Genomic DNA, 26,667 nt, shown 5'->3' with positions numbered 1-26,667 from the left:
CTAGCGGCCAGATGTTCCCTGATAGCCTGAATGGGCTAATGGCGGTTTTCCGTCCCGCCCGCGGTTTTATGCCAACTCAGCAGCAGGCTGAAGGCAGCGGGTAACACGGTCAGCGTGACCAGCGTGGCCACAATCAACCCGCCAATAATCGCGTAGGCCATCGGCCCCCAGAATACCTGATGCGAGATAGGGATCATCCCGAGAATCGCGGCACAGGCGGTCAACATAATAGGCCGCGCCCGGTGCTCCGTCGCCGCCACAATGGCTTCGTTTGCGGCCATCCCCTGCGCCAGATTGTTGTCCACTTCGCTAATCAAAATGACCGCGTTGCGAATAATCATCCCCGCCAGCGCAATCACCCCCAGCAATGCCACAAAGCCCATCGGCGTTCCCGTCGGCAACATTGCCATGACAATCCCCGGCAGACCGAAAGGGGCCATCAGCAGCGCAAGCAGCATGCGGGAAAAACGCTGCAACTGAAGCATTAACAACGTCAGCATGACAATGAGCGTCACGGGTAACACAGCGTACACCGAGCGGTTTCCTTTATCGGATTCAGCCGCCGTCCCGCCTTCTTCGATTCGGTATCCGGCAGGCAGTTGCGCGCGCAGTTTATCCACTGCTGGACGCAGGCCAGCCGACACGCTTTCAGCGCGCACGCCGGGCGCCAGATCGGTCTGAACCGTGATAAAAGGCAGTCGCTGGCGACGCCAGATAACCGGATCGTCCACGCCCCAGGCCAGCGTGGCGACTTCGCTCAGCGGAATTTTTGTGCCCTTTGCCGTCGGTAACATCAACGTCGACAGCGTGCCAAAATCCAGCCGTTCGCGATCGTTGCCGCGCAACACCACCCCGACCAGACGATCGTTATCCCGTACCGTGGTCACCGTGCTGCCGGACCAGACGGTATTCAGCATTTGCGCGATGCTCTCTGATGAAACCCCTGCCGCCCGCGCTGCCGTCTGGTTGACCTGAAGCGAGATCGTTCTCTCTGGCTCGCCAGCGGTCAGGTTCACTTCGCGAGTCAGTGATGACGTGCCTATTTCTGCCGCCAGGCGATGCGCAAGCCGTTGCACCTGCGCATAATCCGGCCCGCTCACCCGGTATTTCACCGGCCAGCCCACGGGCGGCCCTAACTCCAGCGGTGAAACACGGGTTGTCAGATCGGTGAACTGGCTGGCCAGCAGCGTCGTCAGTTGCTGGCGCAGGCGATCCCTCGCCGCCAGATTTTTCGCCACCACCACCAGCTGTGCAGTGTTTTCATTATCCAGCAACACATCCATCGGCAGATAAAAACGGACCGCGCCGGAACCGACATACGTGGTGTAGTGATCGATATCCGTATTCCCCTTGAGCGCCCTTTCCAGGCGTTCCGCCTGCCGCTCTGTTTCAGGCTGAGAGGCATTCGCTGGCAGAGCCAGGCTGACCAGCAGCTCCGGGCGATCCGAGGCCGGGAAAAACTCGCCCTGCATCCAGCGCGTACCGATCGCCGCCAGCGCCAGTGCAGTAACGGCAATCGCCAGGGTCGATAAACGGTGGCGCAGCACGCACGCCAGCAAAGCCCGATATGCACGCGCCAGCCGTCCTGCGCCGCGTTGGTGCCCGTTGATGTGGGCTGGCAGCAACCATGCGCCCGTCAGGGGAGAAAAGAGTATGGCGACCACCCACGAGCAGAGTAAGGCCATCAACACCACGGCAAACAGGGAGAAACAGTATTCTCCGGCGCTGCTGGCGGCAAAGCCAACGGGGATGAAACCGGCGATCATCACCAGCGTTCCGGTGAGCATAGGAAATGCCGTGGTTTTGAATGCATAGGTGGCGGCACTTTTGCGTGACTCGCCAGCTTCCAGCCGGGCTACCATGGTTTCGACAGTGATCATCGCGTCATCCACCAGCAGCCCCAGCGCAATGATCAGCGCGCCCAGAGAAATGCGCTGCAACCCAATGCCAGCCAGCATCATCCCGGCAAAGGTCATCGCCAGTACCAGCGGTATCGCGGCGGCAACCACCAGCCCCGCCCGCATTCCCAGCGAAACAAAAGAGACGGCAAGCACAATCAGCACAGCCTCAACCAGCACCCGGACAAAACCGCTGACCGCGTCGCTCACCACCGCCGACTGATCTGCCACCTTCACCATCTCAATACCATGCGGCAACTGCGCCGCAACTTCAGCCATTCTTGCATTCAATGCCTGGCCGAAACGCAGCATATTACCGGTGGCAGCCATCGAAATGGCTAACCCGATCGCAGGCTGGCCGTTGACGCGAAATACCGGCGCAGGCGGCTCGGCAATCTGGCGGCTTACCGTGGCAATATCGGTCAGCGGAATATAGCGGTCGTTGATATGCAGGGTGACCGCCCGCAGGCTCTCCTCGCTGGTCAGCCCGCCGCTGACGCGCAGCGCGACATTATCTTTGCCGGTACGAAGTGTCCCGGCTGGTTCGACGGCATTTTGCGCGGCCAACGCATCGCTCACCTGCTGGATATCCAGCCCCATCCCCGCCAGTTGTCGGGGCGAAAAGGCGATCACTATCTGCTCCTGCTGTTCACCCAGCAGGGTCATTTTGCCCATGTCCGGCAGCGACATCAGGCCACGGCGGATCTCCTCTACGCGATCGCGCAGTTCACGCGCGCTATAGCCCTCCGTCGTGAAGCCATAAATTGTGCCAAAGGTGTCATCAAACTCATCATTCACCGCCGGGCCTTGCGCGCCCTGAGGCAGCGAAGGGGCAATGTCCTGCATCTTTTTGCGGATCTGATACCAGATGTCCGGCACCTGCCGCGGCGGCGTATCGTCGCGCAGATTGACATAGATAACGGCGCTGCCAGCCCGGGTTTCGCTTTCGATATAATCCAGCCACGGGATCTCCTGGAGTTTCTTCTCCAGCACATCGGTAACAAGCCGCGTGGTATCCGCAACCGTAGCGCCAGGCCACTGGGCAGAGACCACCGCCGTCTTGATGGTGAAGGCTGGATCTTCATTACGCGGCAGATTTTCGTAACACAGCACGCCGGTCGCGATAATAAGCAGCATAAAAAAGCTTACCAGTTGCTGATGTGCCAGCGCCCAGGCAGAAAGATTAAAGCGTGGTTCAACAGGCTTCATGGCTGCGGCTCCCCGACAATTACCGGTTCACCGGCGCGCAGTTTGCTTACGCCTGCGGTGATGACTTTGTCGCCGACGCCCACGCCTGAAGCAATCACGGCGGATGTTGCAGAGTAACCGGCAAGCGCGACCGCGCGTAATTGCGCTTGTCCATGCCCGTCGATAATAAACACCGCCGGTTGATCGCCGATGCGGCTGAGTGCTGACGCCGGTACGGTATAGCCGCCAGGCATTGTTGACGGTATCTCAACGGTCGCGCTGGCTCCCAGCGCCATCGCCAAAGGCGGGGCCTCTAAAGTCACCCTGACCTGCCAAGTGCGGGTCTGCGGATCGGCCTGCGGGCTGATGTCGCGCAATTTTCCGCTGGCGCGGATAGCCGGGTTTGCCAGCAAAGCCACCGGAAACCGTAGTGTGTTTGACGATGATGCAGGCAAAAGCTGTGGATCGGCGATATCAAAAACCACATCTCGCGCATCGCTGGTCGCCAGCGTGAAGATCGTCTGCCCTGCGCTGACCACTTGCCCCGCCGAGGCGCTGACGCGAGTGATGATCCCATCGGCAGGCGCTGTCAGTTGGGTCCAGCCCAGATTCTCCTGCGCAGTATGCAATGCGGCGATACTGCTTTGCAGGCGGGATGCGGCCGCCTGCCAGTCGGCGCGAGCGCTATCAAGCTGAGTGCGGGCGATGGCCCCGGAAGGCATGAGCTTCTGCATTCGGCTCAGGTTAAGCGCCGCAACGCGTTCGGCGGCGCGGGCGCTTTCCACATCTGCGGTGGCACTGGTCAGTTGGTTTTTCCCGGTCTCACTTTCAATTGCAGCAAGTACCTGTCCGGCATGCACCCGTTCGCCAATATCGACCAGGCGGCTGACCATTCGCCCGTCGAGGCGGAAAGCCAGCGCCGTTTCATCATGGGCGCGGATCTCCCCGGTGCGCACTGTCACCGGATGCGCGGATGCCGCCCCGATAACCTGATAACGAACGGGTCTTGGCGGTGCGGGTTTTTCTGTCGGTTTATCTCCGCACCCCGTCAACAATGGCAGTACCCCCGCGAGAAGCAGCAGCGGAAGCAGAGAAAAGAGGGAAACCGTGCGTGCAACAGTAAAAAGATGATGCAGGCCCTGACGCAGATAATCACTAAACTGTTCTGACATAACGCCACTCCGAATCGGTAATGGCGCCATTAAATCCGGCTTGCGTCGAGATTCGTTCCAGTTTTCGTCAAGAATCCATCAAGAGCGTGTGAATTACCCCGTCGCGTCTGTAGGAAGCGAGATGCTGACTTTCAGGCCGCCTTTTTCCGGTAATGAAGCGTTGATGCTGCCGCCATGCGCGTGGCAGATGGCGCGAGCAATGGAGAGTCCAAGACCGCTGCCTCCGGAATGTCGCGCCCGCGACGTTTCTGCGCGGGTGAAGCGCTCAAATATAAGCGGCAGAAAATCCGCCGTCACGCCCGGCCCGTCATCCTCAAAATCAATCCGGTAGAGATTATGCTGTTGCTGAAGAACGATGGATAAATGGCCGTCCCGCCGACCATAGCGCAGCGCATTTTCCATCAAGACAGTAAAAACCTGCCCCAGGCGGAACGCGTCGCCGATGAACATCGAAGGTGCGCTTGCGGTAACGGTAATCGCCAGACCGGCGCTATCCGCCAGTGGTTTCAGCCATGCCGCACGCTCATTTAACAGTTCCGCCAGAGACACCGGCTGGAGCGTAAGCGTAAGCTGTCCCGCATCAGCCAGCGATAACAGGTGGAGTTCATCCGTCAGCCGGCTGAGATACTGCAACTGCTTCATCACCATTCCCAGCTGCGCTTCGCTGGGTTCAAACACCCCATCCAACATACCCTGCAAACGACCAATGGCGGCCGTCAGCGGCGAGCGCAGTTCATGTGCCATCGCCACATGCGAAGCCCGAAGCTCGCGTTCATATCTCGCCAGTTGGCGCGTCATGCTGTTGAAGTCGCTGGCGAATCGCACCATTTCCTCAGGCGCTTCTTTTACCAGCTCCGCCTGGCTACCAAACTGACCGTGCGAGACTTCGTCGGCCGCATCCCGCAGACGGCTGAATTGCAGCGCCAGCGGCCGCACATAGCGAAGCCCCATAATGACAATGAAGGGGATCATCACCAGCACCAGCACTGCGACCATTATCCAGTCCGCAGAGGCAATTGAGGGCGTGGAATAGCTCAGCCCCCACCATGTGTCGACAATATCGTGGAAGCGCGACGGATTGAGTTGCGGGTTCTCTTTCAGGGCAAGAAACTCGCCGCGCACCGGGGCGGGCATATGATGCAGCACCCAGAAATTCTGCACGGCGTAACGCAACCACATACATAACGCGATGATGATGACAGAGCCGATCGCCAGCGCGAGGATACGCCCGCAAATCCAGCGCCAGAGCGACTGATAAACCGATTTTTTCATGGCTGCCGGAACCTGTAGCCGACCCCGCGCACATTGGCTAAAACGCCCGTTACGCCCGCACTTTCAAGTTTTTTGCGTAAATTATAAACGTGGGTATCGACGACCCTTTCCAGCGCCTCGCTTTCCGGCAGGCACTGCTCAAGCAGGAACTGGCGTGAGAAAGGTCGCGTCGGATGGCGCAGCAAAGTGGTTAAAATCGAAAACTCGGCTGGCGTCAGTTCGAGAAAACGCTCGCTGTTATCCGGCTGGATGACCGCCGCCGTAATGGCGGTAGTGTTCACTTCCAGATGATGCCAGCGCAGGATCTCTTCACGCGTTTCTGTGCGGCCAGCGCGTCGCAGCACCGCCTGAACGCGTGCCACTACTTCGCCGGGATGGTAGGGCTTCACGACGTAATCATCCGCGCCGTAACGTAACGCTCCGATACGATCGGGCGCATCTCCCATCGCCGTCACCATAATCACTGGCACATCGCTTTTGCGACGCAGAGCCGCCAGCACTTCTGTACCATTCATTCCCGGCAACATCACATCCAGCAGGATAAGATCGGGCTTCCAGCGTTGCGCCAGCTCAAGCCCGCTAAGGCCATCGACGGTCAACGATACATCGTAATTTTCACGACGCAGGTAGGCTTCCAGCACGTTTGCCGCATCGACATCGTCTTCGATCACAAGAATTTTCCGGGACAGCATTTGCTCACCTTGACCGTTTCTTAACACTTTCCTGACCGTTTATTGATATGAGCCGGATATATTCCGCGCTCAGAAGATGGTAAAACCCTGCCGCAACAGCATGTTCCCCAATAAGCGAGATGTGATGATGATATCGATAAAAACCGCCTTGTACAGGAGCAGCCCATTACTGGCCGCCTTCGCATTTTCAGCCCATGCTGATGACGATACTGCCGCGCAAAATGCGTTCACCCTGGGCATCGGGGGGCAATATGCCCCTCGCTACAGTGGCTCAGACAAACAACGCCTGCAAATGGTTCCGGTGATACAGGCACGCTGGAATGCGCTTTTTTTTGATTCGCAAAAGGGGCTGGGTTACGACTTACAGGCCGATAACGGTCTCTATTTCGAACATACGCTCGGTTATGGTCTGGGTCGTGCTGATAGCAACTCCGGCTGGCGCGATGGCGCAAACAATTTAAAAGGGATGGGTAATATTGATGCCACCCTCAATACGGCCATGGCTGTCGGCTGGAGCATTACCCCGTGGCTTAACATTGAAGGCAAAGCCACCCTTCCCCTGACCGACGGCCAGGGCGTGCAATACCAGACATCGCTGGCGTTAATCCCGCTGCAAACCACCAGCGATACGTTGGCTTTTCAGTCTGCCGCGCTGTTTGGCGATAGCCGATATATGAACACTTTTTATGGCGTCAGCAGAGAGCAAAGTCTGCGTAGTGGATACGCTCGCTATGCGGCGGCGGCGGGGTTCTATGGGGTGAACAGTGACCTGACGTGGAATCATCAATTTGATGAACACTGGGGAGCAATGATCAGTGTCGGTTATAGTTGGTTAAGCGACCATGCCGCAGACAGCCCGCTGGTGCAGCGCCGTAATGAAGGTACTGGCGTGTTGGCCATTCTTTATACCTTCTAGAGGGTTCAGAAAGGCAAACCTGCCCGCTTTGCTCTGATGCCGCAGCCATTATGGACATAAGCCGCTCTCCGGCTTTTCTGCAACCTCCGGAGAGCGGGTTCCCCGCACTAGTCGCTTTGCACAACCCAATGGAGTTTATTGACCTGGAAACCCAGACGCTGCGCAACCGCGAGATAATGTTGCTTCACGGCATCCGGAATGGTCGGCGTGCGTGAGAGGATCCACAGGTAATCGCGGTTTGGCCCACTCACCAGCGCGTAGTGATAGTCGTCATCGAGAGCAATAACGTTATAGCCGCCATAGAACGGGCCAAAGAACGAGACCTTCAGCGCGGCGGTCGTCGGCGACCCGGTAAACAAGGCTTTGCCTTCACTCTCACGCCACTTTTGCTTTTGCGGATCGTAACCCCGGTTCAGCACGCTGATTGCCCCGTCGCGACGCTGGCCATAGGTCGCGGTAACCTGCTCCAGGCCGCGTTCAAAGCGGTTTTCCAGCCGTGCGATTTCATACCATTTGCCAAGATAGCGGCTGGCATCAAAGCCGGTGACGGGCTGTACGCCTTTCGGCGGAGTGGGCGACTTGCAAGCCACCAGCGTCAGTGCAACCGCTACGCCGGTCAAAACAGGCCAGAATTTCATGTGCGCTCCTTTTCTCTGCAGCATCAAGTGTGCGTGGATACCGGGCTTCTGTTTTATCTATTCTCGCTGATAAATCGCTTAAGGAAGCGACCTATAACCAATTGAAATAAAATAGTAATCAAAATAATTTTTGTCAAAATTTGGACAGAATTTATCGATTGTATAGATTTTAACTATACTCCGGGACGCTGTTGTCCATCGTAAAGGTACGCATATGCAATCCGTCATTGATCGGTTGTACATACACCGTAGCAATAGCCACGTGGAGCCAAACGAGAGAATCTTTATAAATTTTTTTTTACATGTTAGCATTAAAACTCTATTAAAAATTCATAATTGATAAAAAATGGAATCAACAGTTAACGATTTTGTTGCGGAACAGAAGAAAGAAATTGTGAGAGACAAAAGTTTAGATGTTGCCAAGGGGTTATTAATGGCCTCTGTAGTCGCAGGGCATATCGCATATTTCCCTTTTGCTGAAATGTTTTACTACTACCATGTAGCGGGTTTTTTTCTATTATCTGGTTTTTTCTTCAATTACGATAAATACGCCAATAGTTTTATATCATTTATTTTTAGCAGAAAGAAAATATTAACCCAATATTTTAGCTACTCTTTATTGTTTATTTTATTGCATAATCACTTTGTTAGTTTGAACATACTGCCGGAAAACGCGGTAGAGTATACCACCAGCGATATGATGTTGGCATTTATCAATTCAATAACTATCCCGTCAGAACCTCTTTTGGGTGCGATGTGGTTTATACCTGTTTTGGTAATAATGCAGATTATTTTTTACACCATCAACAAGGCAAGCAAAACTTTCACGAACAGCAACCTGTTACCAACTATCCTGATAGTGTTTTTATTTTTCTTTGGCTGGTGGTTGGTAAAAAGCAAGTATATATCAGACAATATTAACCTATACAGAAACATACCGAATGCACAATTCTTTGTGTATCTTCCTTTTTTTTACATTGGTTATTTATTTAAGGATTATGGACTCTCACTCCTGAAATCTAAAAACATTCTGGTGCCATGTCTTACGATAATGTTACTGACCTATATTTATTTAAGACCAGCACTTTATTTATATGGAGAAACTGATCCTTTCTTGTTTATATTTTTATCGCTTATAAGCATTGCCGTTGTCATTGGTGCATCACATTATATTAAAACAAGCATTGTGGTAAATTTCCTGAAGTACATCGGCGAAAATACTGTTCATATATTAGCACTGCATTTCCTGTTCTTTAAGGTCGGTTCATTTATCCTGATAAGAAACAATATCCTGAATGAAAATTCCCTGCATACACTTGGAACTGCCCCAGGTGTTGGACTTCTCGCAAAGATGTTGTATCTATTTTGCGGTATTTTGGGTCCTCTATTAGTGCTGTTTTATAGTACAAAAATGAAAAGATTAGTATTTAAAACAGCCTAAAAGCAAAAAAGCACCAGTGCGATTGCTGTTTTAAATACAGCAATCGCTCAGCGATAGCGTTACGCGTGCCTGGCCGATGCTCAGTCATAAAAACATCGCCATGACAAAAAAATCCCTGGACGTGCGCGGTGCAGAGTATGTTATCGCTTGGCTGTATGCATGGACTTGGTGAATGTTTCAGAATGAACGGGTAGATTCCATGGAGGACATGCAGATAAAAAAAGACCGAATACGATTCCTGTTTATGGTGCATGTCGATAAATATTTTTATATTAATAAGTTAAGTCGCTAAAGTCAGTAAAAAGCACTTATCAACACTTACCATTGCGTTTATTTATCATCAAATACTTGCTGAGTTTTTCGGGCTCCATTCGGGAAAATTTCGGTATCGTATTGAACTGAAATTCACACCACCCCGCTATCATCATACAAGCTGTTGATCGTATGCGTCAGCACGCCGAACACCGTAACACCATCCAGCGCCTCTCCCTTTATCGCCTCTCCGTCATCCGTTATCAGAGATTTCCCCATCACTTTAGCGAACCGGCTGCGGCCATCATATATAGCCAGCACCAGATCACTGTTTGCTGGCCTGAGTGAGCGATCAATAACCGCATAACCGGTGTTTGTCTCGATCACATGGCAATTGGCGTCGATGCGACACAGAATTTCAGGCGTGAGCGTGCGCTCTATGTAATCAGACGCAGGAGAAGGAAAGCCCATTAGTGAATCCTCCCCATAGCCCGGAGCATCCAGAGCCGGTTCCCGCTGAAGTCTGGCGTCCTGTCGACAAAGTCAGGCTGATAGCGCTCTATCCATTCATTGGCATCTGCCTGGCTGAAGTGCCAGTTAAGCTTACCCAACTCCCTGATGAAGTCGTCTGTGCGCAGGCACTGGTACCCCTTCGGGTTTTTCTGTATCGCAAGTGTGAATGCGAAACGGACATCTGATTTTCTTGGCATTATATCGGCCCCCAACTACACTGTATGTATATACAGTTCGTGTAATTATCAGGTCGATCAAGTCACTGACTGGTGCTAAACTTTGCCCCTTTCAGAATTTACTGATTTTTATAATGTTAAAGCTATTTAGTCGATACGTTTCAATTGGCGTAATCAATACTGCTCTACACTGGGTATGCTTCGGGATGTTTCTGCATTTCGGCGCAAGCCAGGCTGTTTCAAATCTGGCCGCCTTCTGTATAGCTGTCACGTTTAGTTTTTTTGCTAACGCTAAATGGACATTCCGTTCCAGGGCGACATCTGGCCGCTATATTGCGTTCGTTGTTTTTATGGGCGCTATGGCTGCTCTGATGGGTTATATATCAGATGCCATGAAATTTCCGCCAGTATTAACCCTGACCACATTTTCCGGTTTTAGCCTGATAGCAGGCTTTATTTACTCAAAACTCATTGTATTTAGAGATGCGAAATGAAAATTTCTCTGGTCGTTCCAGTCTTCAACGAAGAAGATACAATACCCATTTTTTATAAAACCGTGAGGGAGTTTGATGAGCTAAAAGATCACGAAGTTGAAATCGTGTTCATCAATGATGGCAGCAAAGATGCCACAGAGTCGATTATTAAAGCCCTTGCTGTTAGCGATCCTCTTGTAGTCCCGCTCTCCTTTACGCGTAATTTTGGGAAAGAACCGGCGCTTTTTGCAGGACTTGACCATGCAAAAGGTGACGCAGTAATCCCGATTGACGTTGACCTACAGGACCCTATTCAGGTTATTCCTCAACTTATAGAAAAATGGCAAGCCGGTGCTGATATGGTACTGGCAAAACGAACTGATCGCTCTACTGATGGGCGCCTTAAACGTAAAACTGCCGAATGGTTTTATAAGCTGCATAACAAAATCAGCGACCCCAAGATCGAAGAAAATGTTGGTGACTTCCGCCTGATGTCTCGCGAGGTAGTCGAAAACATCAAGCTGATGCCTGAGCGTAACCTGTTCATGAAGGGCGTCCTGAGTTGGGTTGGTGGATGCACTGATGTGGTGGAATATATACGCGCTGAACGCGTGGCAGGCAGCACCAAGTTCAACGGATGGAAGTTATGGAATCTGGCGATTGAAGGCATAACCAGCTTTTCCACTTTCCCTTTGCGGATGTGGACGTATATCGGTCTTGTTGTCGCAGGGATGGCTTTTATTTATGGCGCGTGGATGGTTTTAGATACGCTGGCTTTTGGAAACCCGGTACGAGGTTATCCGTCACTGCTTGTTTCAATACTTTTCCTTGGAGGTGTTCAATTGATAGGAATCGGTGTGCTTGGAGAATACATTGGCAGAATTTACATTGAAACTAAAAGACGCCCTAAATATTTGCTTAAGGATTTTAAAAAATGACTAAAAAGGGAATTTCAACATTATTAGTTTTTTTAATATTTTCTTATATTTTTAGTGCATTAAGCTATAAGTTCACCCCAAGCTCTGACAGCATGAGCGGCATTCTGGAGGCCGCTGATATTGCTAAAGGTAACTTTGCGCTGAAAGGATGGTATTTATCAACAGTCACTTTTTATTTTACTGACTTAGTCTGGTTTGCGCTTGCCATAAAGCTTTTTGGTTATTCTGAGTGGATAACATACGTCATACCTGGATTAATGGCGGGTGGCCTTATCGCCTCATGCTACGCTCTTGGAACAAGTTCCGGCTACAAAAAAGCATGGCCTTTACTACTGTTCCTTTTTTTCCCGGGTACAGCAGTTAGTTACATGCTTTCTGTTGCGATAATACATGTTCCTACATATGCTTATATTCTTCTTTCATATATATTAATTGAGTTTTATTGCAAAAGACAAAACAAGCTCTATTTATTATTAGCATCAATAATTGCATCTTTAACAATATTTAGCGATGACATAACAACATATTTATTTTTCTTGCCAGTTGCAATCGGTTGTTTTATATCGAATGCAAATACAAAAGATAAATCTGTTGTATTTTTGTTTTTGGTTTTCTCATATATTTTATTCAAGGTGATCTTATATTTTACTAACTCACCTGAATTCTTTTATTTACCCGGAGTTGGATCGCCTACATTTGTTAGTTATGACAAGTTATCATTCAACATCTCGCTTCTTTTTAAAGGTCTTTTAATATTATTCAACGCTGATTTTTTTGGCAAAGTAATTAGCTCCCCTGACGGGGTGTTTTCTTCATTAAAGTTTGCATCATTAGTTATGTTTTTTGTTCTTTTGATTCCTTCGCTTATAAAAATAAGAAAGCTTGGACTGGTTGATGCCGCGCTATTGATAGCGTCTCTTATCATGATCCCTGCGTATGCATTAAGCGATAAGCCAGTTGATACAGGTACAACAAGATATTTGATCCCTGTTATTATTTTTGGCTCAATATTTTTGTGCCGAAACATTAATATAACAAAGAAATCAAATATCATTTTATGGGTCTTTGCCATTCTTATTTCCGCGTATTCTTTGACGTATATTAACCAACCTGATTTTTCATTTAGTAGGGATAGATCAACATCAAAATACAGACTAATATCTGATTTTTTGACTAAGCATAACCTAACTAACGGTTATGCTACATTCTGGAATGCAGCAGCAACAAGCGTAGAAAAAGAATTCAGTATAGGACCTATTAACATAGACGTTGCAAATAAAAAAGTGACGCCTTCTTTTTGGTTAACAAAAACGTCTTATTTTAACAATGGAAATAATTTTTTTATTGTTGACAATGAGCAGCAACGGCAGGTTATAGAGGAGCTGTATGGAAAGCCAGAATTGACGTATATGGTGTGGAATTCGCCTATTATGGTTTATAGTCACCCTGTCAATATCGATGAAGGCGATGTGCAAGGAAGTGCAGATACAGTGAAAAGCGATTTCAAGGCTGGGGATAAGAATCAGATATGTAATGCGGGTGCAAAGGGAATGCTTGCATATGGGCCATATAAAACCCTTGGTCGGGGCTGGTACTCTCTAAAGATAAATGCACATGGAGATCAATATGAAGCGTCTATTTTCTCCTATGTAACAGGTGTAAAAATTAAGATGTCTCAGGAAAAATACAAGAATGGTTCATATGTTTTCGAAATAAAGAAAGATATGCCATCTGCAGAAATACAGCTTTTTGTTCAAAAAGGCTCAGATGTCTGTTTTGAATCGTACTCGCTTCAGCGTGTAAAATAATAACAAGATGAAAAGCGCCAGTAATAGAACACTGGCGCTTCGTCATTTAAGTAATTATTCTATGCCATCAGGTATGATCCGTTGAGCCTCACCGCCTGCGATGCGCCTAATGATGCATAGCCGGTGATCTCAAGGTATCCTGTAGCACGAATGTATGCTTCGACGGGAACCATGGTCCCTCCACTAGTGACTCCCCACGCGGATATCGGGGTATCGACTGCCGGGCGAAGGTTAGTTGCAATAAGCCAAGCGTTAGCTACTGTTCCTTTGGTAAGAGAGCCGCTGATAAATACACGGTGGCCGTTTGGCACGGCTTTAAAATCTGTCTGTGTTGTCCATCCATTTAAAACAGAGCCACTCAGCACACTTGGCAGTGCACTGAAATTACCTAATGAGTTACCGTAACCAATCACATTTGACGGGTCAAAACCCATACCCTGTGTATATTCAACGCCATAGGTGCCGTTAGCACTAGCAATTAGACGCCCATGCGAGTTTGTATTCCCGCCAAATTTATAACCAGCAACAGAAGACCCGGTAACAACGCCATTTCCCATATGAACGTAAGCAGCGTTGTAGTGGACTTCAATGCCGCCAGATACGTTTTGGCAAAGGTGTTTCCCAATTACTGCATTAACACATTTGGCATTAAAAAAAGTGAGAAATAATTACCGTATGTCCCAATACAAGTATAATTACCAATAAAAATGTTTGTAATGTAACCAGTTCCTGTTGAAGTAGGAACAAGACCCCATGTAGCATTCTGAATAAAAAGATTTCCGATAATTATTCTGTCTACGCCAACATCATCAGCGGGGTCTATAAGGCCACCACAAGAACTGTAGCTATATTCTGCTGCATTTATATGTCCACACGTTAACGAGTTAATACGAATACCAGCGCAGACCGAACCCGTTCCATCTGATTTGAAAATATAACCGTCCCCATACTGACCATGCGCCTTAACGCGATCAGCGCTAAGATTCTGGCATTTCACGGTGAAACTGTGGAAACCACCAATACACTCAATAAGGCCGTTACACAATACATCCGGCAATGCATCACTCCCGGCATGATGGCTATGCATCAAGGGCGCACTTATCGCGTCTCAGCAGTCATTCAGGAGCGTAAATGGGTGTACCTGCACACCGATGCAGAGATCATCCGCCTCAGTGACTGCGTTATCGACATCCTCATGGACGGACACGGCAGCCCTATCCAGCACTAATCCACTATTCAATGAATCTGCCTGGCACTACACGGGCCGGATTTGCACAGCCTTTTCGAGGTGACCAATGGACGTATTACCCCGTTTAACCCCTGAAAAACTCGCCTCTCTTCCTCCCGGTACCCGCATCAAGTTCGGCGGTCAAATCGTTAAACTTGTCGGGAGAGGAACGCTTGTTAATGCCGCCGGGCGCACTGAAACCATCATTGAATACACCGACTCACGCGGCGTGAATGGCAGTTTTGAAGAGAAAATCTTCCTGCAAACCACGACGCAATATCTCAATTCGGTGCGCTGCGATATGTGCGGACAGCTACGCGATAAGCGCGACTGCGAAGTGAAGGTTACCGGCCAAGAAGTTTCCCTTAGGCGTATTTCACGGCGCGATGCAGTGGCATAGGCCATCGAGGCAAACAACTACATCGACCAAAACTACCTGCCGTCATCACTCCTTGAGCGCATTAAAAGACGCGCCTACGTTCACGGTAGCTGCATGGCTGGAGCGGTATGAAGTGATTCTTGAGCGACGCGAGCTAAAGCCCAATACAATGAAGGTCAGGCGAAACCAGATCTCTACCATTAAGGACGAGTTCGGAAAGCTACCACTTGCCTCAGTCACCACAAAGGATATCGCCTCGTTTCTGGAGTTATATATTCAATGTGATAAAAAGAGCATGGCTTCCGGTCTTCGATCAGTAATGATGGATATTTTCAGGGAGGTAATGGTGGAGGGACATATCGACAGGAACCCGGCAGAGCCAACAAGAACGCCTACCCCGAAAGTGAAACGAGAGCGGCTTTTGCTTGAACACTTTACGGTGATTCGTCAGGCAGCTTTATCTCATCCAGAGTGGGCGGCAAATGCATGTGACCTTGCCCTTGCCACTGGTCAGCAACGGGAGGATGTTTCTCTGTTCAGGTTTAGTGATATCAGAGATGGCAGGCTCTTTGTGACGCAGGAAAAAACGGGTCACAAGCTGGCAATCTCCCTCAATTTGAGACTGGGTGCTGCAAGCTTGTTATTGCAGGATGTGATTGAACGTTGCAGGGTGAATAACCCGTCTGATTTTATGCTTTATTCATCGGTGCGTCGCGGCGGCAGAAAGCCGGGGCCATTAACCCCTGACGGGCTAACTCAGGCATTTTCCGATCTTCGTGATTCCTGCGGCTTAAGGTTCGGCCCAAACCCTCCTTCTTTTCACGAGATAAGAAGTCTGGCTGGGAGACTTTATGAAGTGGAGTATGGAGAGGAATTTGCGCAACGTTTGCTTGGTCATAAAAACATCGCAATGACAAAAAAATACCTGGACGCGCGCGGTGCAGAGTATGTTATGGTTTGAGCCGGATATAGGGTTTTCGGAATTTTTTCGGGAAATTTCGGGACGAAATACAAAAACTCTTTACATTCCATACAGATAAAAAAAGACCGAATACGATTCCTGTATTCGGTCCAGGGAAATGGCTCTTGGGAGAGAGCCGTGCGCTAAAAGTTGGCATTAATGCAGGCTAAGTCGCCTGGCACTTTAAGAATAGATGACGGCGTCAGCTTTTCCAGTCCGCGACAAAAGTGGTCAGAAAAATTAGCTAATCGTCACGCTAAAAAATGCAAAAACCGCAAGACTTGCTCAGACAGGCTTGCGGTTTTTTATTAAATATCAGGCTTCTAATGTAGCCAGTTAACAAAGTTTCTCAGCCCGGGCGATAAACGGTTCAAGGCTCATCTTTTCGCCGGGTTTTGCGGGATCATTAACCTGAATAATGCTGATCGGCTGCCCACTGGCTTTACCGCTGGCGACCTGCTTTTCCGCCACATCATTCAGTGGGTATTGCACCAGCGTGCTGGGATTGATGGCATAAAGCGCGTGTCCGGGACGGCAGGTCAGCATGATCTCTTCGCGATCAAATGCCCATTTGTCTTTGCCAATTTCAAAGCGGCTGACGGTGATCACCTGCGGTGCAGCCAGTGCCACACCTGAACATGTCAGCATTAACAATCCTAATAAGTTCTTTTTCATTCTTTCCGCCAGGTTCAGTCAAAAAGGTTCCCATGTCGCAAAAAGGCTCACTGCGGCAAGCACCAGCGCGCCCAACCCCAGTTCGGCCCAGGTCAGGACGATAAATCGCTGCCGCGCGGCATCATTATGCCGATTCAGACGCGGCACCAGAACATACCGATTCACAAGGGCAATTACCACCATCAGCGCCACAAGCGCACATTTCAGCAACAGCATCCGCCCCCAGTCATTTTGCCAGGGGCGCGCTACGCCTTCGATCAACAGTGTATTAACCACACCGGTGGCCAGCACGCCCGCGACCGCAAAATGGCCATAGCGGGAAAAACGCAGCATGGCCGAGATGGCCGCCGGGCGTGACTGCCCATGGGCCAGGCGCATGCAAAACAGTACCGGCAGCAATCCGCCGATCCACATCGCTGCGCAAAGCAGATGCAGCGCATGATTGCCACGCTGAAGAACACCCATCGCCCCTTCGCGCATTGCAGCGTGTCCGACTCCCGCCGCCAGCAGAAACTGGATCGCCAGCAGCACGAAGATGCGCCGCTGTTGTTGAGGCTGAAGGAACAGGCTTATCAGCGTCAGGAGGGAAAAAATAATTTGCCATGCCCAGATTGTGCCAAAACCGGTCGCCGCTACCGCCAGCCAGGTCGAGGGTTGCCAGACATCTCCCCATCCCTCCCCCATTAGCCCCCCCTGGAAAGCAAACATCAGGATCGCGCTAAGGGCGCTCAGCCATAAACATCCACGCAGAAGAGGAAGAAAGTGGCGGGTCATCAGATGCTCCAGGCTGCGCGGAGCCAGCCACGCGCTGAACAGCGCGCAGCCAAACGAAAGCATCAGGGCAGCGAAATGCACAAATCGCAACCCAACAAAAGCGGTCTCCAGCATTTGTTACTTCACAGAAAAGTGATACTGGCCGCTGGTTTTGTGCCCATCAACGGAAACCACATGCCAGTTAACGGTATAATCGCCCGGCGTCAACGGTTGCTCCAGCGGAACGATCATCTGCTTTTTGTCATTCTCATTGCGCTTTACTGTGCCGGTCCTGATAATTTGTTGCTGCGCACCGGTTACCGAGATGCCGCTGAATTTCGGTTCGATACCTTCCGAGAAATTCAGCGTTAGCGCCTGCGGCGCAGCGGTTACCGCCGCATCGGCGGCCGGATATTGCCCCTTGAGATGCGCATGTGCCAGCACTGCAGGTGCCGTAAAAAGGCTGGCGATGAGCACCGCTGTTCGCCAGTGTGCGTAAGAAGAGATGGACATAGAGTTCATTCCTTTTTGTTATACATTTAGGGGAAAGAATAACCCTGTACAATATTCGCGTCGAGTATCATTGCCGGTGTACTTGTCTTTCTGCGACAGGCTTAGTAACTTTTGCCGCGTGAACCCAGGAGAAAATCATGATTACCAATCTTGCGCAGCTTGAACAGGATGAGATGGACAAGGTCAATGTCGATCTTGCTGCCGCGGGCGTTGCCTTTAAAGAACGCTACAACATGCCGGTGATTGCGGAAGCCGTGGAGCGTGAACAACCGGAGCACCTGCGTAACTGGTTTCGCGAGCGTTTAATCGCTCATCGTCTGGCTTCCGTTTCGCTTTCACGTCTGCCTTATGAGCCTAAAGCTAAATAACGGAGCCGGTTATGTTACGTGTTATCGATACCGAAACCTGCGACCTGCAAGGCGGGGTGGTGGAAATTGCCTCCGTTGACGTGGTTGACGGAAAGATAGTCAATCCGATGAGCCATCTGGTCCGGCCCGATCGCCCTATCAGCCCGCAGGCGATGGCCATCCATCACATAACAGAATCGATGGTGGCTAATCAGCCGTGGATTGAAGAGATTGTGCCGCACTACTATGGCAGTAACTGGTACGTGGCGCATAACGCCAGTTTTGACCGCCGCGTGCTGCCAGAAATGCCGGGCGAATGGATCTGCACCATGAAGCTGGCGCGCCGTCTCTGGCCGGGAATCAAATACAGCAACATGGCGCTGTATAAATCCCGCAAACTGAGCGTACAGACGCCGCCGGGGCTGCATCATCACCGGGCGTTATACGACTGCTATATCACCGCCGCGTTGTTGATCGACATTATGCAGGTTTCCGGCTGGACGCCGGATCAGATGGCGACTGTGACCGGCCGCCCGGCGCTGGTCGCCACCTTCACATTTGGCAAATACCGCGGCAAAGCGGTGTCTGAGATTGCCGACCGCGATCCGGGTTACCTGCGCTGGCTGTTCAATAACCTGGAGCGCATGAGCCCGGAACTGCGACTGACGTTAAAGCACTATCTCGGCGACGATTAATGTACCTCGTGTCCGGGTAAGGTGCCCTGCGTCAGGGCAATCAGAAAAGCATACTCCAGCGCCACGCCTTCATAGGATTTAAAACGCCCGGATTTTCCTCCGTGCCCGGAATCCATATCGGTACAGAGCAGCAGCAAATTATTGTCCGTTTTATACTCACGCAGTTTTGCCACCCACTTCGCCGGTTCCCAGTACTGCACCTGCGAATCATGCAGCCCGGTCGTTACCAGCATGTGCGGGTAATCGTGAGCCTCGACGTTGTCATAAGGGCTGTAGCCTTTGATGTAGTGATAGTACGTTTCATCCTGCGGATTCCCCCACTCTTCAAACTCACCGGTGGTCAGCGGAATAGATTCATCCAGCATGGTGGTCACAACATCAACAAAGGGCACCTGGGCAATAACGCCATGAAATAGCGCGGGACGCTGATTGATGACTGCGCCGATCAGCATACCGCCAGCGCTTCCCCCCATGCCGTAGCAGAAGAGCGGCGAACCATATCCCTGCGCCAGCAGCGAATCGGTGACATCGATAAAATCATTGAAGGTATTTTTCTTGTTGAGGAATTTTCCCTCTTCATACCACGATTGCCCCAGCTCACCGCCGCCGCGTACGTGGGCAATGGCAAACACAAAGCCACGATCGAGCAGGCTCAGGCGGCTGCTGCTAAAGTCTGCATCCATACTGGCGCCATAGGATCCATACCCGTAGACCAGCAGCGGATTTTCACCTTTGCGGAATAAGGTGTGGTTGTAGACCAGCGAAACCGGTACTTCGACGCCATCTCTGGCGTGGATCCACAGGTGTTCACTGCGATAGTGGCTGGCATCGAAACCAGCGACTTCAACCTGCTTCAGCACGCGCCGCTCGCCGGTATCCATATCCAGTTCAAAAAGCGTATCCGGCGTGGTCATCGACGAGTAGCCGTAGCGTAAACGCGAGGTTTCAGGTTCCGGGTTATATGCCAGCCAGGTGACATAGGCCGGATCGTCAAACGCAATGCCTACCACTTCCCGAGTCTTACGGTTGATCTGCCGCAGGCTGGTTAAACCACGTTGCCGCTCCTCAACCACCAGCCAGTCGCTGAAGAGCGTAAACCCTTCCAGCATCACCTGTTCGCGCGCCGGAATCAGCACTTCCCAGCGTCTTTCGTCGCGCACTTTGGTGCGATACAGGCCAAAGTTTTTGCCTTCGCGGTTAGAACGCAGGTAAAAAGTGTGCTGGAAATGGTCAAGGTTATACTCATGCTCTTTGCGTCTTGGCAAAAAACAGAGCGGCTGCGCATCAGGTAGCTCTGCGTCGAGAAGCAGCACTTCGCTGGTGGTAGCGCTGGAAAGGTGGATTGTGATGTAGTGCTGCGAGGTCGTTTTGCCCAAACCGACATAGAAGGTCTCATCCTGCTCTTCGTACACCAGTTCATCCTGCTGCGCCGGTTCTCCGACGGTGTGGCGCCACACCTGATAAGGTAACAGCGTGGTTGCATGCTTGCGCACATAGTAGAGCGTTTCGGAGTCATTAACCCAGACAAAATCCGGTGAGACGTTATCCAGCACTTCCGGGTACCAGTTGCCGGTTTCAAGGTTACGAAAACGCAAACCATACTGGCGGCGCGATAAAAAGTCTTCGGCTATCGCCATGATGGCATTGTCTGGCGAGACTTCCAGGCCGCCGAGCGTATAGAATTCGCTGTGTGATGCGCGCTGGTTGGCATCCAGCAGCACCGTCCACTCATCCCACTCGGCGCTCAGTACCGACTGACGCTGGTAGATTGCATACTCATTACCCGGTTCGTAAATGTGCCGATAGCGATAACCATTTCTGACATAGGGCGCGGAAACTTCACGTTGCGGTATGCGTGAAATGATCTCCTGCAGCACCTCATCCTGTAACGCCTGTTGTGACGACATCATTTTGCGGCCGTAATCATTTTCCTGACGCAGATAGTCAAGCACCTCTGGCTGCGAGCGGGTATCGTCCCGCAGCCAGTAATAGTTATCAACGCGCGTATCGCCATGCGTGGTGATTGCGTGTGGGATCAGTTTTGCTTTCGGCGGCATAGTATTGTTCTTTTTTGTTTAACACACTTGTAAGGTTGGCAAAACCCGCGCGTGATGCAAGCGAAACCACACTGTAATCAGAATCAAGCGGTAAGTTTTTGCTGCTTTATATCCTCTTCTATCTCCTCACGAACTGCCTGCGGGATCTGTAACGCATCACCCAATGCATTCAGATAGCTGCGTTCCATAAAGTGATCGATATCGATAACGGCACAGCTGAGATACCAGAGTTCCAGCGCCTCTTCTTCATTCTGTACGCCCTGCGCCAGGCGTGCGGGATCCAGCGGTTGTTCAATTGCCTGCGCAACCAACTGCCGCCCCTGCTCTTCCACCCCGGCTTCACGAAGTTGCTGCTCGATAGCAGCTCGTTCTTTGTCGTCGATATGACCATCGCTTTTCGCCGCAAAAACCAGGGCCAGGATCAGCCGCTCCGTGCGCACATCCAGCGGAGATTGCTGCTGACCGTATTGCGGCTCTCCCCGATGCGCGTTACGGATACGGTCTTTGTATTTATTCCACAGCACCGTACCGGCGACCGCGCCGCCGCCAACCAGCAGTGCGCTGGTACCGTATTTAGCAAGAAACTTACGTGAGGATTTACTGGCAACGAGCAGCCCGGCAAGGCCACCCAGAGCGCCCGGCGCCAGTAGGTTATGTAACCTCTGCTCGCCTGAAGATGAGGGATCCGCATTATCTTTCGAACCCAGCAACGACTGTATTTGATTCAACCAGCTCATAATGCCCTCGCTTATCTATGTGTGGTTGCCCAGAGTAAGCGAGGGGGATGTCAGGAAGTGTCTGTAGCGGCAAAAGATGAGAAAATTATTGCGTTACGGCTGTGGCTGGTACTCTGCCGTACCCGCTTTGCAATCGACGGCCACGCGGTAGTGAATATCCATATTTTTACCGCGAACCGTGAGCGGTACCGTCCATTTATCACGCTTGCCAACGATCTCTTTCGGATTCACCCAGGCAACCGGATCGGCCTGCCCCAGTTTTTTCTGATCTTCAGCCCAGCGCACAATGCGATTTTGCAGATAGTCACGCTTAACGCTGGCCGCGATCCCATCAGCATCAAGACCTTCACAAGAAGGAAACTTTACCGATTTATCCGTTGTAGCGTGCGCCATGGTACTGTCTGCCAGCAAAAGCAGACCTGTAAAAACTCCTGCTATTTTCATGCTTATCTCCTGGTACTTACTTGTCCAGTCAAAAGCATGGTACAAATTGCTGGCAGCGCAAGATCAGGCGACTTTCGCGCGCTTCTGCGCGCTTTTAATATCCACTGCGTCTGTCGGTTCAGCATCATCAGAAGTAGCCGCTGCAGCAGGTTCTTCCGATTCAGCGCCTGGCAATTTGCCGGATTTCAGAATACCGCTCAGCGCATCTTTCTGTTCGGCAAGCCACAGCGCCATTTGATCGCGCATCTCATCTTCCAGCGCTACCGGGCCGGTACCTAACCAGTCGCCCAGCACTTCCGCCAGATCGAGCATTTTATCGTAAGCATCAGCTTCCTTTTTGCTGGCAAAAGACATTTTTTCCTCACCTTCACGAATGACTACGTATTTAACTTCTACCGCCATGATGCAGCCTCATTCAACTGTGTATTTATACAGTATAGTAGCGCGATGAAAAAAGCATCGCAAGGGATAAAAGACAGACGCAAACGTTTTCGTTTATACTGCGCCCAGTTTTTTTCCCCAACGGTAAGATGCTATGACTCTTTTAGGTACTGCGCTGCGCCCTGCAGCTACTCGCGTGATGTTACTCGGCTCTGGCGAACTGGGTAAGGAAGTGGCCATTGAATGTCAACGACTGGGCATTGAAGTGATCGCGGTTGATCGCTACGCCGATGCGCCCGCCATGCATGTGGCGCACCGTTCACATGTGATCAATATGCTTGATGGTGATGCGCTGAAGGCGCTGGTCGCGCAAGAAAAACCGCATTTTATCGTGCCAGAAATCGAAGCTATCGCCACCGACACGCTACTGGAACTGGAAGCGCAAGGCCAGCATGTGGTGCCCTGCGCCCGTGCCACAAAGTTGACCATGAACCGTGAAGGCATTCGTCGCCTGGCGGCGGAAGAGTTGCAGTTACCGACATCCAGCTACCGCTTTGCCGACAGTGAAGCGGCTTTTCGCGATGCCGTCGCTGAGATAGGTTTGCCCTGTATCGTAAAACCGGTGATGAGCTCCTCCGGTAAAGGCCAGAGCTTTATTAAAAGCGCAGAGCAACTGACGAAAGCCTGGGAATACGCCCAACAGGGCGGCCGTGCGGGTGCCGGGCGGGTGATTGTCGAAGGCGTGGTCAACTTTGATTTTGAAATCACGCTTCTGACCATCAGCGCCGCTGATGGCGTCCATTTTTGCGCGCCGGTCGGCCACCGCCAGGAAGAGGGTGATTATCGCGAATCCTGGCAGCCGCAGCAGATGTCGCCGCTGGCGCTGGAACGCGCGCAGGCGATTGCCAGCAAAGTCGTACTGGCGCTGGGCGGCTATGGGCTGTTTGGCGTTGAGCTGTTCGTTTGCGGCGATGAAGTGATTTTCAGCGAGGTCTCTCCTCGCCCGCATGATACCGGGATGGTAACGCTGATTTCACAGGATCTCTCGGAGTTCGCGCTGCATGTCCGTGCTTTCCTCGGTTTACCGATTGGCGACATCCGCCAGTACGGCCCGGCTGCTTCGGCAGTGATCCTGCCGCGCCTGCGCAGCCAGAATGTGACCTTCGATAACGTGCAAAATGCGCTCGCCGCCGGTGTGCAACTGCGTCTTTTTGGAAAACCTGAAATCGACGGCTCCCGCCGCATGGGCGTTGCGCTGGCTGTGGCAGAAAATGTCGAAATGGCCGTAGAGCGCGCAGTTGCCGCCGCCGCGGCAGTTCAGGTTAAAGGCTAAAAAAAGCCCGGAGGCGCTCATCGCTTTCCGGGCTTTTCTGCACAAGGCGGGTAAACACCCGCCCGCGAGATTACTGTTTCGCGCCTTCTACCGCTTCGCGCGCCAGTTTGGTGATGCGATCGTAATCACCCGCTTCCAGCGCATCTGCCGGCACCAGCCAGGAACCGCCGATGCACAGTACGCTTTTCAGCGCCAGGTAATCACGGTAGTTAGCCGGGGAGATCCCGCCAGTCGGGCAGAAACGAACCTGAGAGAACGGACCCGCAATCGCCTGCAACGCTTTAGTGCCGCCGTTTGCTTCCGCCGGGAAGAATTTGAACTCTTTCAGACCGTAGTCCATGCCCAGCATCAACTCAGAAACGGTGCTGATGCCCGGGATCAGCGGGATAGTACCTTCGGTCGCGGCTTTCAGCAGCGGCTCGGTCAGACCCGGGCTGATAGCGAACTGCGCGCCAGCAGCGGTGACTTCCGCCAGCTGCTGCGGGTTCAGTACCGTACCGGCACCGATAATTGCGTCGGGCACTTCTTTTGCGATAGCGCGGATAGCATCAATTGCACAAGCCGTACGCAGGGTGACTTCCAGTACGCGAACGCCACCAGCAACCAGCGCTTTTGCCATCGGCACAGCGTGTTCCAGTTTGTTCACTACAATCACCGGCACTACCGGACCTGTTTTCAGAATTGCTTCTGCACTCGTTTTCCAGTTTTTCATCAGAGTTTTTCTCTCGCCAGAACTAAATCTTATCGTCTTAAAAAGTGATACAGGTTGCGCCCTGCTCCGCACCGGAGAGTTTCTCCCGCAGCGCGCCGAACAATTCGCGGCCTGTGCCCACGCGCATCGCGCTCAGGTCAGGAATATGCGGCTGACGTGCGGCAAGTTCGTTGTCATCAACCAGCAGCGTTAACTCGCCTGTCTGCCCGTTTACCCGGATAATATCGCCATCACGCACTTTCGCCAGCAATCCGCCATCGTATGCTTCTGGTGTAACGTGGATCGCCGACGGCACTTTACCTGATGCGCCTGACAGCCGTCCATCGGTAACTAATGCAATTTTGAAACGGCGGTCCAATAATACACCAAGTGGCGGCATGAGTTTATGTAATTCTGGCATGCCGTTCGCTTTTGGCCCTTGGTGACGAACAACCACCACGCAATCACGGTCCAGAAGGCCTGCTTCGAAGGCCGGTAAAACATCATGCTGGCTTTCAAAAATCACCGCTGGCGCTTCAATAACCTGATTTTCAACCGGTACTGCCGAGGTTTTCATCACTGCGCGCCCCAGATTGCCGCTCAGCACTTTGGTGCCGCCATGTTTCGAGAATGGCTGTTCGATGGTCGCAATGACGTCGGCATCCAGCGATGCAGCCGCGCCGTCACGCCAGTCCAGTTCGCCATTATTGAGCCACGGCTCCTGGGTGTAGCGCGTCAGGCCAAAGCCCGCCACGGTGTGAACATCTTCATGCAACAGACCGCCTTTCAGCAGTTCACGCATCAGCACCGGCACACCGCCGGCCGCCTGGAAGTGGTTAATGTCCGCCGGGCCATTCGGGTAGAGACGCGCCAGCAGCGGAACCACATCAGAAAGATCGGAGAAGTCATCCCAGTTGATGATGATCCCTGCTGCGCGCGCCATCGCCACCAGATGCATAGTGTGGTTGGTGGAGCCGCCTGTCGCCAGCAGCGAGACGATACCGTTCACCACAACTTTTTCATCAATCATTTTACCGAGCGGCATCCACTCGTTGCCATTGCCGGTCAGGCGGGTCACCTGACGGGCTGCCGCTTCAGTCAGTACACGGCGCAGAGGTGCATCCGGATGGACGAACGATGAGCCAGGCAGTTGCATACCCATAAACTCGATCACCATCTGGTTAGTGTTTGCGGTGCCGTAAAACGTACAGGTGCCTGGCGCATGATATGACGCGGCTTCTGATTCGAGCAGCGCCATACGATCGACTTTGCCTTCTGCATAAAGCTGGCGAATGCGTACTTTCTCTTTATTCGCCAGACCGCTCGCCATCGGACCAGACGGGATAAACACCGCCGGTAAATGACCAAATGACAGCGCCGCCATGGCCAGCCCCGGGACGATTTTGTCGCACACGCCAAGGTACAGCGCGCCATCAAACATATTGTGAGAAAGCCCTACCGCTGCCGACATCGCAATCACTTCGCGGCTCAGCAGGGAAAGTTCCATACCGTCCTGCCCCTGGGTTACGCCGTCGCACATTGCCGGAACGCCCCCCGCTACCTGACCTACCGCGTTCACCGAATGCAACGCTTTACGGATAATCTCCGGATAGACTTCGTAGGGCTGGTGAGCAGAAAGCATGTCGTTGTAGGAGGTGATAATGGCAATATTGTTGCGCAACATGCTTTTGAGGGAGGCTTTGTCGTCAGGCTGGCAGGCTGCAAATCCGTGTGCCAGGTTACCGCAGGCCAGTGTGGAACGGCGCACGGTGTTCGTTTTCGCCTGTTCGATGCGTGCGAGATAGGCTGAGCGGGTTTCGCGCGAACGTTCAATAATGCGATTTGTTACGCGTAACATTGTTGAGTTCATAAAGGCTCCTGAAATTTATCTGTCCGGGGGACCGCGTCAACAATGCCATAAGCCATAGTTATCAGACTGTAAACACCAAAACGCCGCGCCCCAAAGGCAAAATCGCTTCAGCCAGTGTAATAAAAAAAGCCCCGCTGGTGAATCCAGTCGGGGCCTGAAAGGTGAAAAATTATTCTGATATCTGTGCTAGATCATGTTACCGGTAAAATGAAATAACATTTGCCGC

The 26,667-nt window shown here is 51.8% G+C and carries 27 protein-coding genes; 11 read left to right on the top strand and 16 right to left on the bottom strand.

From position 1 onward, the window contains the following. Nucleotides 1-35 precede the first annotated feature (35 nt). The 4 genes from CWM66_RS10870 to CWM66_RS10855 form a co-directional block, all read right to left on the bottom strand. Complete coding sequence (locus CWM66_RS10870; protein ID WP_107146640.1) at nucleotides 36-3,107, bottom strand: efflux RND transporter permease subunit; 3,072 nt, start codon at nucleotides 3,105-3,107, stop codon at nucleotides 36-38. After that, nucleotides 3,104-4,258 (bottom strand): efflux RND transporter periplasmic adaptor subunit, encoded by a 1,155-nt coding sequence (locus tag CWM66_RS10865; RefSeq protein WP_035887558.1) that lies wholly within the window; start codon nucleotides 4,256-4,258, stop codon nucleotides 3,104-3,106. Before CWM66_RS10865 ends, CWM66_RS10870 begins: the two co-directional genes overlap by 4 nt. A 93-nt stretch (nucleotides 4,259-4,351) precedes the next feature. Further along, nucleotides 4,352-5,530 carry a cell wall metabolism sensor histidine kinase WalK gene (locus tag CWM66_RS10860; RefSeq protein ID WP_035887478.1) on the bottom strand — a complete coding sequence of 393 codons (1,179 nt, stop codon included), beginning with the start codon at nucleotides 5,528-5,530 and terminating at the stop codon, nucleotides 4,352-4,354. Beyond that, nucleotides 5,527-6,222 (bottom strand): response regulator, encoded by a 696-nt coding sequence (locus tag CWM66_RS10855; RefSeq protein WP_007371610.1) that lies wholly within the window; start codon nucleotides 6,220-6,222, stop codon nucleotides 5,527-5,529. The genes CWM66_RS10860 and CWM66_RS10855 overlap by 4 nt, the downstream gene beginning before the upstream one ends. A 127-nt stretch (nucleotides 6,223-6,349) precedes the next feature. Between CWM66_RS10855 and CWM66_RS10850 the strand changes: the two genes are divergently transcribed. Then, complete coding sequence (locus CWM66_RS10850) at nucleotides 6,350-7,138, top strand: MipA/OmpV family protein (protein ID WP_071921860.1); 789 nt, start codon at nucleotides 6,350-6,352, stop codon at nucleotides 7,136-7,138. 107 nt (nucleotides 7,139-7,245) lie between these two features. Here the strand turns inward: CWM66_RS10850 and CWM66_RS10845 are convergent, their stop codons facing one another. Next, nucleotides 7,246-7,776 carry a lipocalin family protein gene (locus CWM66_RS10845; protein WP_007371608.1) on the bottom strand — a complete coding sequence of 177 codons (531 nt, stop codon included), beginning with the start codon at nucleotides 7,774-7,776 and terminating at the stop codon, nucleotides 7,246-7,248. 346 nt (nucleotides 7,777-8,122) lie between these two features. Here CWM66_RS10845 and CWM66_RS10840 point away from each other — a divergent pair, with 346 nt between their 5' ends. Next, nucleotides 8,123-9,217, top strand: a complete 1,095-nt coding sequence (locus CWM66_RS10840) for an acyltransferase family protein (RefSeq protein ID WP_107146639.1) — start codon at nucleotides 8,123-8,125, stop codon at nucleotides 9,215-9,217. A gap of 405 nt (nucleotides 9,218-9,622) precedes the next feature. Here CWM66_RS10840 and CWM66_RS10835 read toward each other — a convergent pair whose 3' ends face one another. After that, a complete protein-coding gene (locus CWM66_RS10835) occupies nucleotides 9,623-9,940 on the bottom strand; it encodes a hypothetical protein (RefSeq protein ID WP_107146638.1) in 318 nt (105 codons plus the stop codon). Nucleotides 9,941-10,292: 352 nt separating this feature from the next. Between CWM66_RS10835 and CWM66_RS10825 the strand changes: the two genes are divergently transcribed. Genes CWM66_RS10825 through CWM66_RS10815 form a run of 3 tightly spaced genes read left to right on the top strand, consistent with a single transcriptional unit; the run spans nucleotide 10,293 to nucleotide 13,377 of the window. Beyond that, nucleotides 10,293-10,652, top strand: a complete 360-nt coding sequence (locus CWM66_RS10825; protein ID WP_107146636.1) for a GtrA family protein — start codon at nucleotides 10,293-10,295, stop codon at nucleotides 10,650-10,652. Continuing rightward, nucleotides 10,649-11,569 (top strand): glycosyltransferase family 2 protein, encoded by a 921-nt coding sequence (locus CWM66_RS10820; protein ID WP_107146635.1) that lies wholly within the window; start codon nucleotides 10,649-10,651, stop codon nucleotides 11,567-11,569. Before CWM66_RS10825 ends, CWM66_RS10820 begins: the two co-directional genes overlap by 4 nt. Beyond that, nucleotides 11,566-13,377, top strand: a complete 1,812-nt coding sequence (locus CWM66_RS10815; RefSeq protein ID WP_107146634.1) for a hypothetical protein — start codon at nucleotides 11,566-11,568, stop codon at nucleotides 13,375-13,377. The genes CWM66_RS10820 and CWM66_RS10815 overlap by 4 nt, the downstream gene beginning before the upstream one ends. Before the next feature lie 59 nt (nucleotides 13,378-13,436). Here the strand turns inward: CWM66_RS10815 and CWM66_RS28750 are convergent, their stop codons facing one another. Then, nucleotides 13,437-13,934 carry a hypothetical protein gene (locus CWM66_RS28750; protein WP_146159928.1) on the bottom strand — a complete coding sequence of 166 codons (498 nt, stop codon included), beginning with the start codon at nucleotides 13,932-13,934 and terminating at the stop codon, nucleotides 13,437-13,439. A gap of 515 nt (nucleotides 13,935-14,449) precedes the next feature. Here CWM66_RS28750 and CWM66_RS10810 point away from each other — a divergent pair. From CWM66_RS10810 to CWM66_RS10805, 3 genes are all read left to right on the top strand, one after another. Then, nucleotides 14,450-14,605 (top strand): cell division protein FtsZ, encoded by a 156-nt coding sequence (locus CWM66_RS10810; protein WP_107146744.1) that lies wholly within the window; start codon nucleotides 14,450-14,452, stop codon nucleotides 14,603-14,605. A 67-nt stretch (nucleotides 14,606-14,672) separates the two neighbouring features. Then, complete coding sequence (locus CWM66_RS29255) at nucleotides 14,673-15,005, top strand: hypothetical protein (RefSeq protein WP_233218381.1); 333 nt, start codon at nucleotides 14,673-14,675, stop codon at nucleotides 15,003-15,005. Between the two features lie 52 nt (nucleotides 15,006-15,057). Next, nucleotides 15,058-15,945, top strand: a complete 888-nt coding sequence (locus tag CWM66_RS10805; RefSeq protein WP_233218380.1) for a tyrosine-type recombinase/integrase — start codon at nucleotides 15,058-15,060, stop codon at nucleotides 15,943-15,945. Between the two features lie 336 nt (nucleotides 15,946-16,281). Here CWM66_RS10805 and CWM66_RS10800 read toward each other — a convergent pair whose 3' ends face one another. The 3 genes from CWM66_RS10800 to yobA are packed head-to-tail and all read right to left on the bottom strand — an operon-like array spanning nucleotide 16,282 to nucleotide 17,886. Continuing rightward, on the bottom strand, nucleotides 16,282-16,620 hold the full coding sequence (locus CWM66_RS10800) for a YebY family protein (protein WP_035887479.1): 339 nt from the start codon (nucleotides 16,618-16,620) through the stop codon (nucleotides 16,282-16,284). Nucleotides 16,621-16,638: 18 nt separating this feature from the next. Continuing rightward, nucleotides 16,639-17,508 (bottom strand): copper homeostasis membrane protein CopD, encoded by an 870-nt coding sequence (copD, locus tag CWM66_RS10795; RefSeq protein ID WP_107146633.1) that lies wholly within the window; start codon nucleotides 17,506-17,508, stop codon nucleotides 16,639-16,641. 3 nt (nucleotides 17,509-17,511) lie between these two features. Beyond that, complete coding sequence (gene yobA / locus CWM66_RS10790) at nucleotides 17,512-17,886, bottom strand: CopC domain-containing protein YobA (RefSeq protein WP_007371604.1); 375 nt, start codon at nucleotides 17,884-17,886, stop codon at nucleotides 17,512-17,514. 137 nt (nucleotides 17,887-18,023) lie between these two features. Here yobA and CWM66_RS10785 point away from each other — a divergent pair, with 137 nt between their 5' ends. Further along, on the top strand, nucleotides 18,024-18,254 hold the full coding sequence (locus CWM66_RS10785; protein WP_007371603.1) for a DNA polymerase III subunit theta: 231 nt from the start codon (nucleotides 18,024-18,026) through the stop codon (nucleotides 18,252-18,254). An 11-nt stretch (nucleotides 18,255-18,265) separates the two neighbouring features. Then, nucleotides 18,266-18,928, top strand: coding sequence for an exodeoxyribonuclease X (gene exoX / locus CWM66_RS10780; protein WP_071920971.1), 663 nt, complete (start codon nucleotides 18,266-18,268; stop codon nucleotides 18,926-18,928). Here exoX and ptrB read toward each other — a convergent pair. The 4 genes from ptrB to CWM66_RS10760 form a co-directional block, all read right to left on the bottom strand. After that, nucleotides 18,925-20,985 (bottom strand): oligopeptidase B, encoded by a 2,061-nt coding sequence (gene ptrB / locus CWM66_RS10775; protein WP_007371601.1) that lies wholly within the window; start codon nucleotides 20,983-20,985, stop codon nucleotides 18,925-18,927. The genes exoX and ptrB overlap by 4 nt on opposite strands. A gap of 83 nt (nucleotides 20,986-21,068) precedes the next feature. Next, a complete protein-coding gene (locus CWM66_RS10770; protein ID WP_199200044.1) occupies nucleotides 21,069-21,725 on the bottom strand; it encodes a tellurite resistance TerB family protein in 657 nt (218 codons plus the stop codon). Between the two features lie 90 nt (nucleotides 21,726-21,815). Next, nucleotides 21,816-22,166, bottom strand: coding sequence for a protein YebF (gene yebF / locus CWM66_RS10765; protein WP_107146630.1), 351 nt, complete (start codon nucleotides 22,164-22,166; stop codon nucleotides 21,816-21,818). Nucleotides 22,167-22,229: 63 nt separating this feature from the next. After that, entirely contained in the window at nucleotides 22,230-22,568 is a 339-nt protein-coding gene (locus CWM66_RS10760) for a YebG family protein (RefSeq protein ID WP_071920972.1), read from the bottom strand. 133 nt (nucleotides 22,569-22,701) lie between these two features. Between CWM66_RS10760 and purT the strand changes: the two genes are divergently transcribed. Next, nucleotides 22,702-23,880, top strand: a complete 1,179-nt coding sequence (gene purT / locus CWM66_RS10755; protein WP_107146629.1) for a formate-dependent phosphoribosylglycinamide formyltransferase — start codon at nucleotides 22,702-22,704, stop codon at nucleotides 23,878-23,880. Between the two features lie 70 nt (nucleotides 23,881-23,950). Here the strand turns inward: purT and kdgA are convergent, their stop codons facing one another. After that, nucleotides 23,951-24,592: a bifunctional 4-hydroxy-2-oxoglutarate aldolase/2-dehydro-3-deoxy-phosphogluconate aldolase gene (gene kdgA / locus CWM66_RS10750; RefSeq protein ID WP_007371596.1), complete on the bottom strand. Its 642-nt coding sequence runs from the start codon at nucleotides 24,590-24,592 to the stop codon at nucleotides 23,951-23,953. 37 nt (nucleotides 24,593-24,629) lie between these two features. Then, on the bottom strand, nucleotides 24,630-26,441 hold the full coding sequence (edd, locus tag CWM66_RS10745) for a phosphogluconate dehydratase (RefSeq protein ID WP_007371595.1): 1,812 nt from the start codon (nucleotides 26,439-26,441) through the stop codon (nucleotides 24,630-24,632). Between the last annotated feature and the right edge of the window lie 226 nt (nucleotides 26,442-26,667).

The sequence above is a fragment of the Kosakonia sp. H7A genome (assembly GCF_003028445.1).
Taxonomy (GTDB): Bacteria; Pseudomonadota; Gammaproteobacteria; order Enterobacterales; family Enterobacteriaceae; genus Kosakonia; species Kosakonia radicincitans.
Note: the sequence above shows the minus strand (reverse complement) of the source record. Positions and strands in the feature narration are given on the sequence as shown.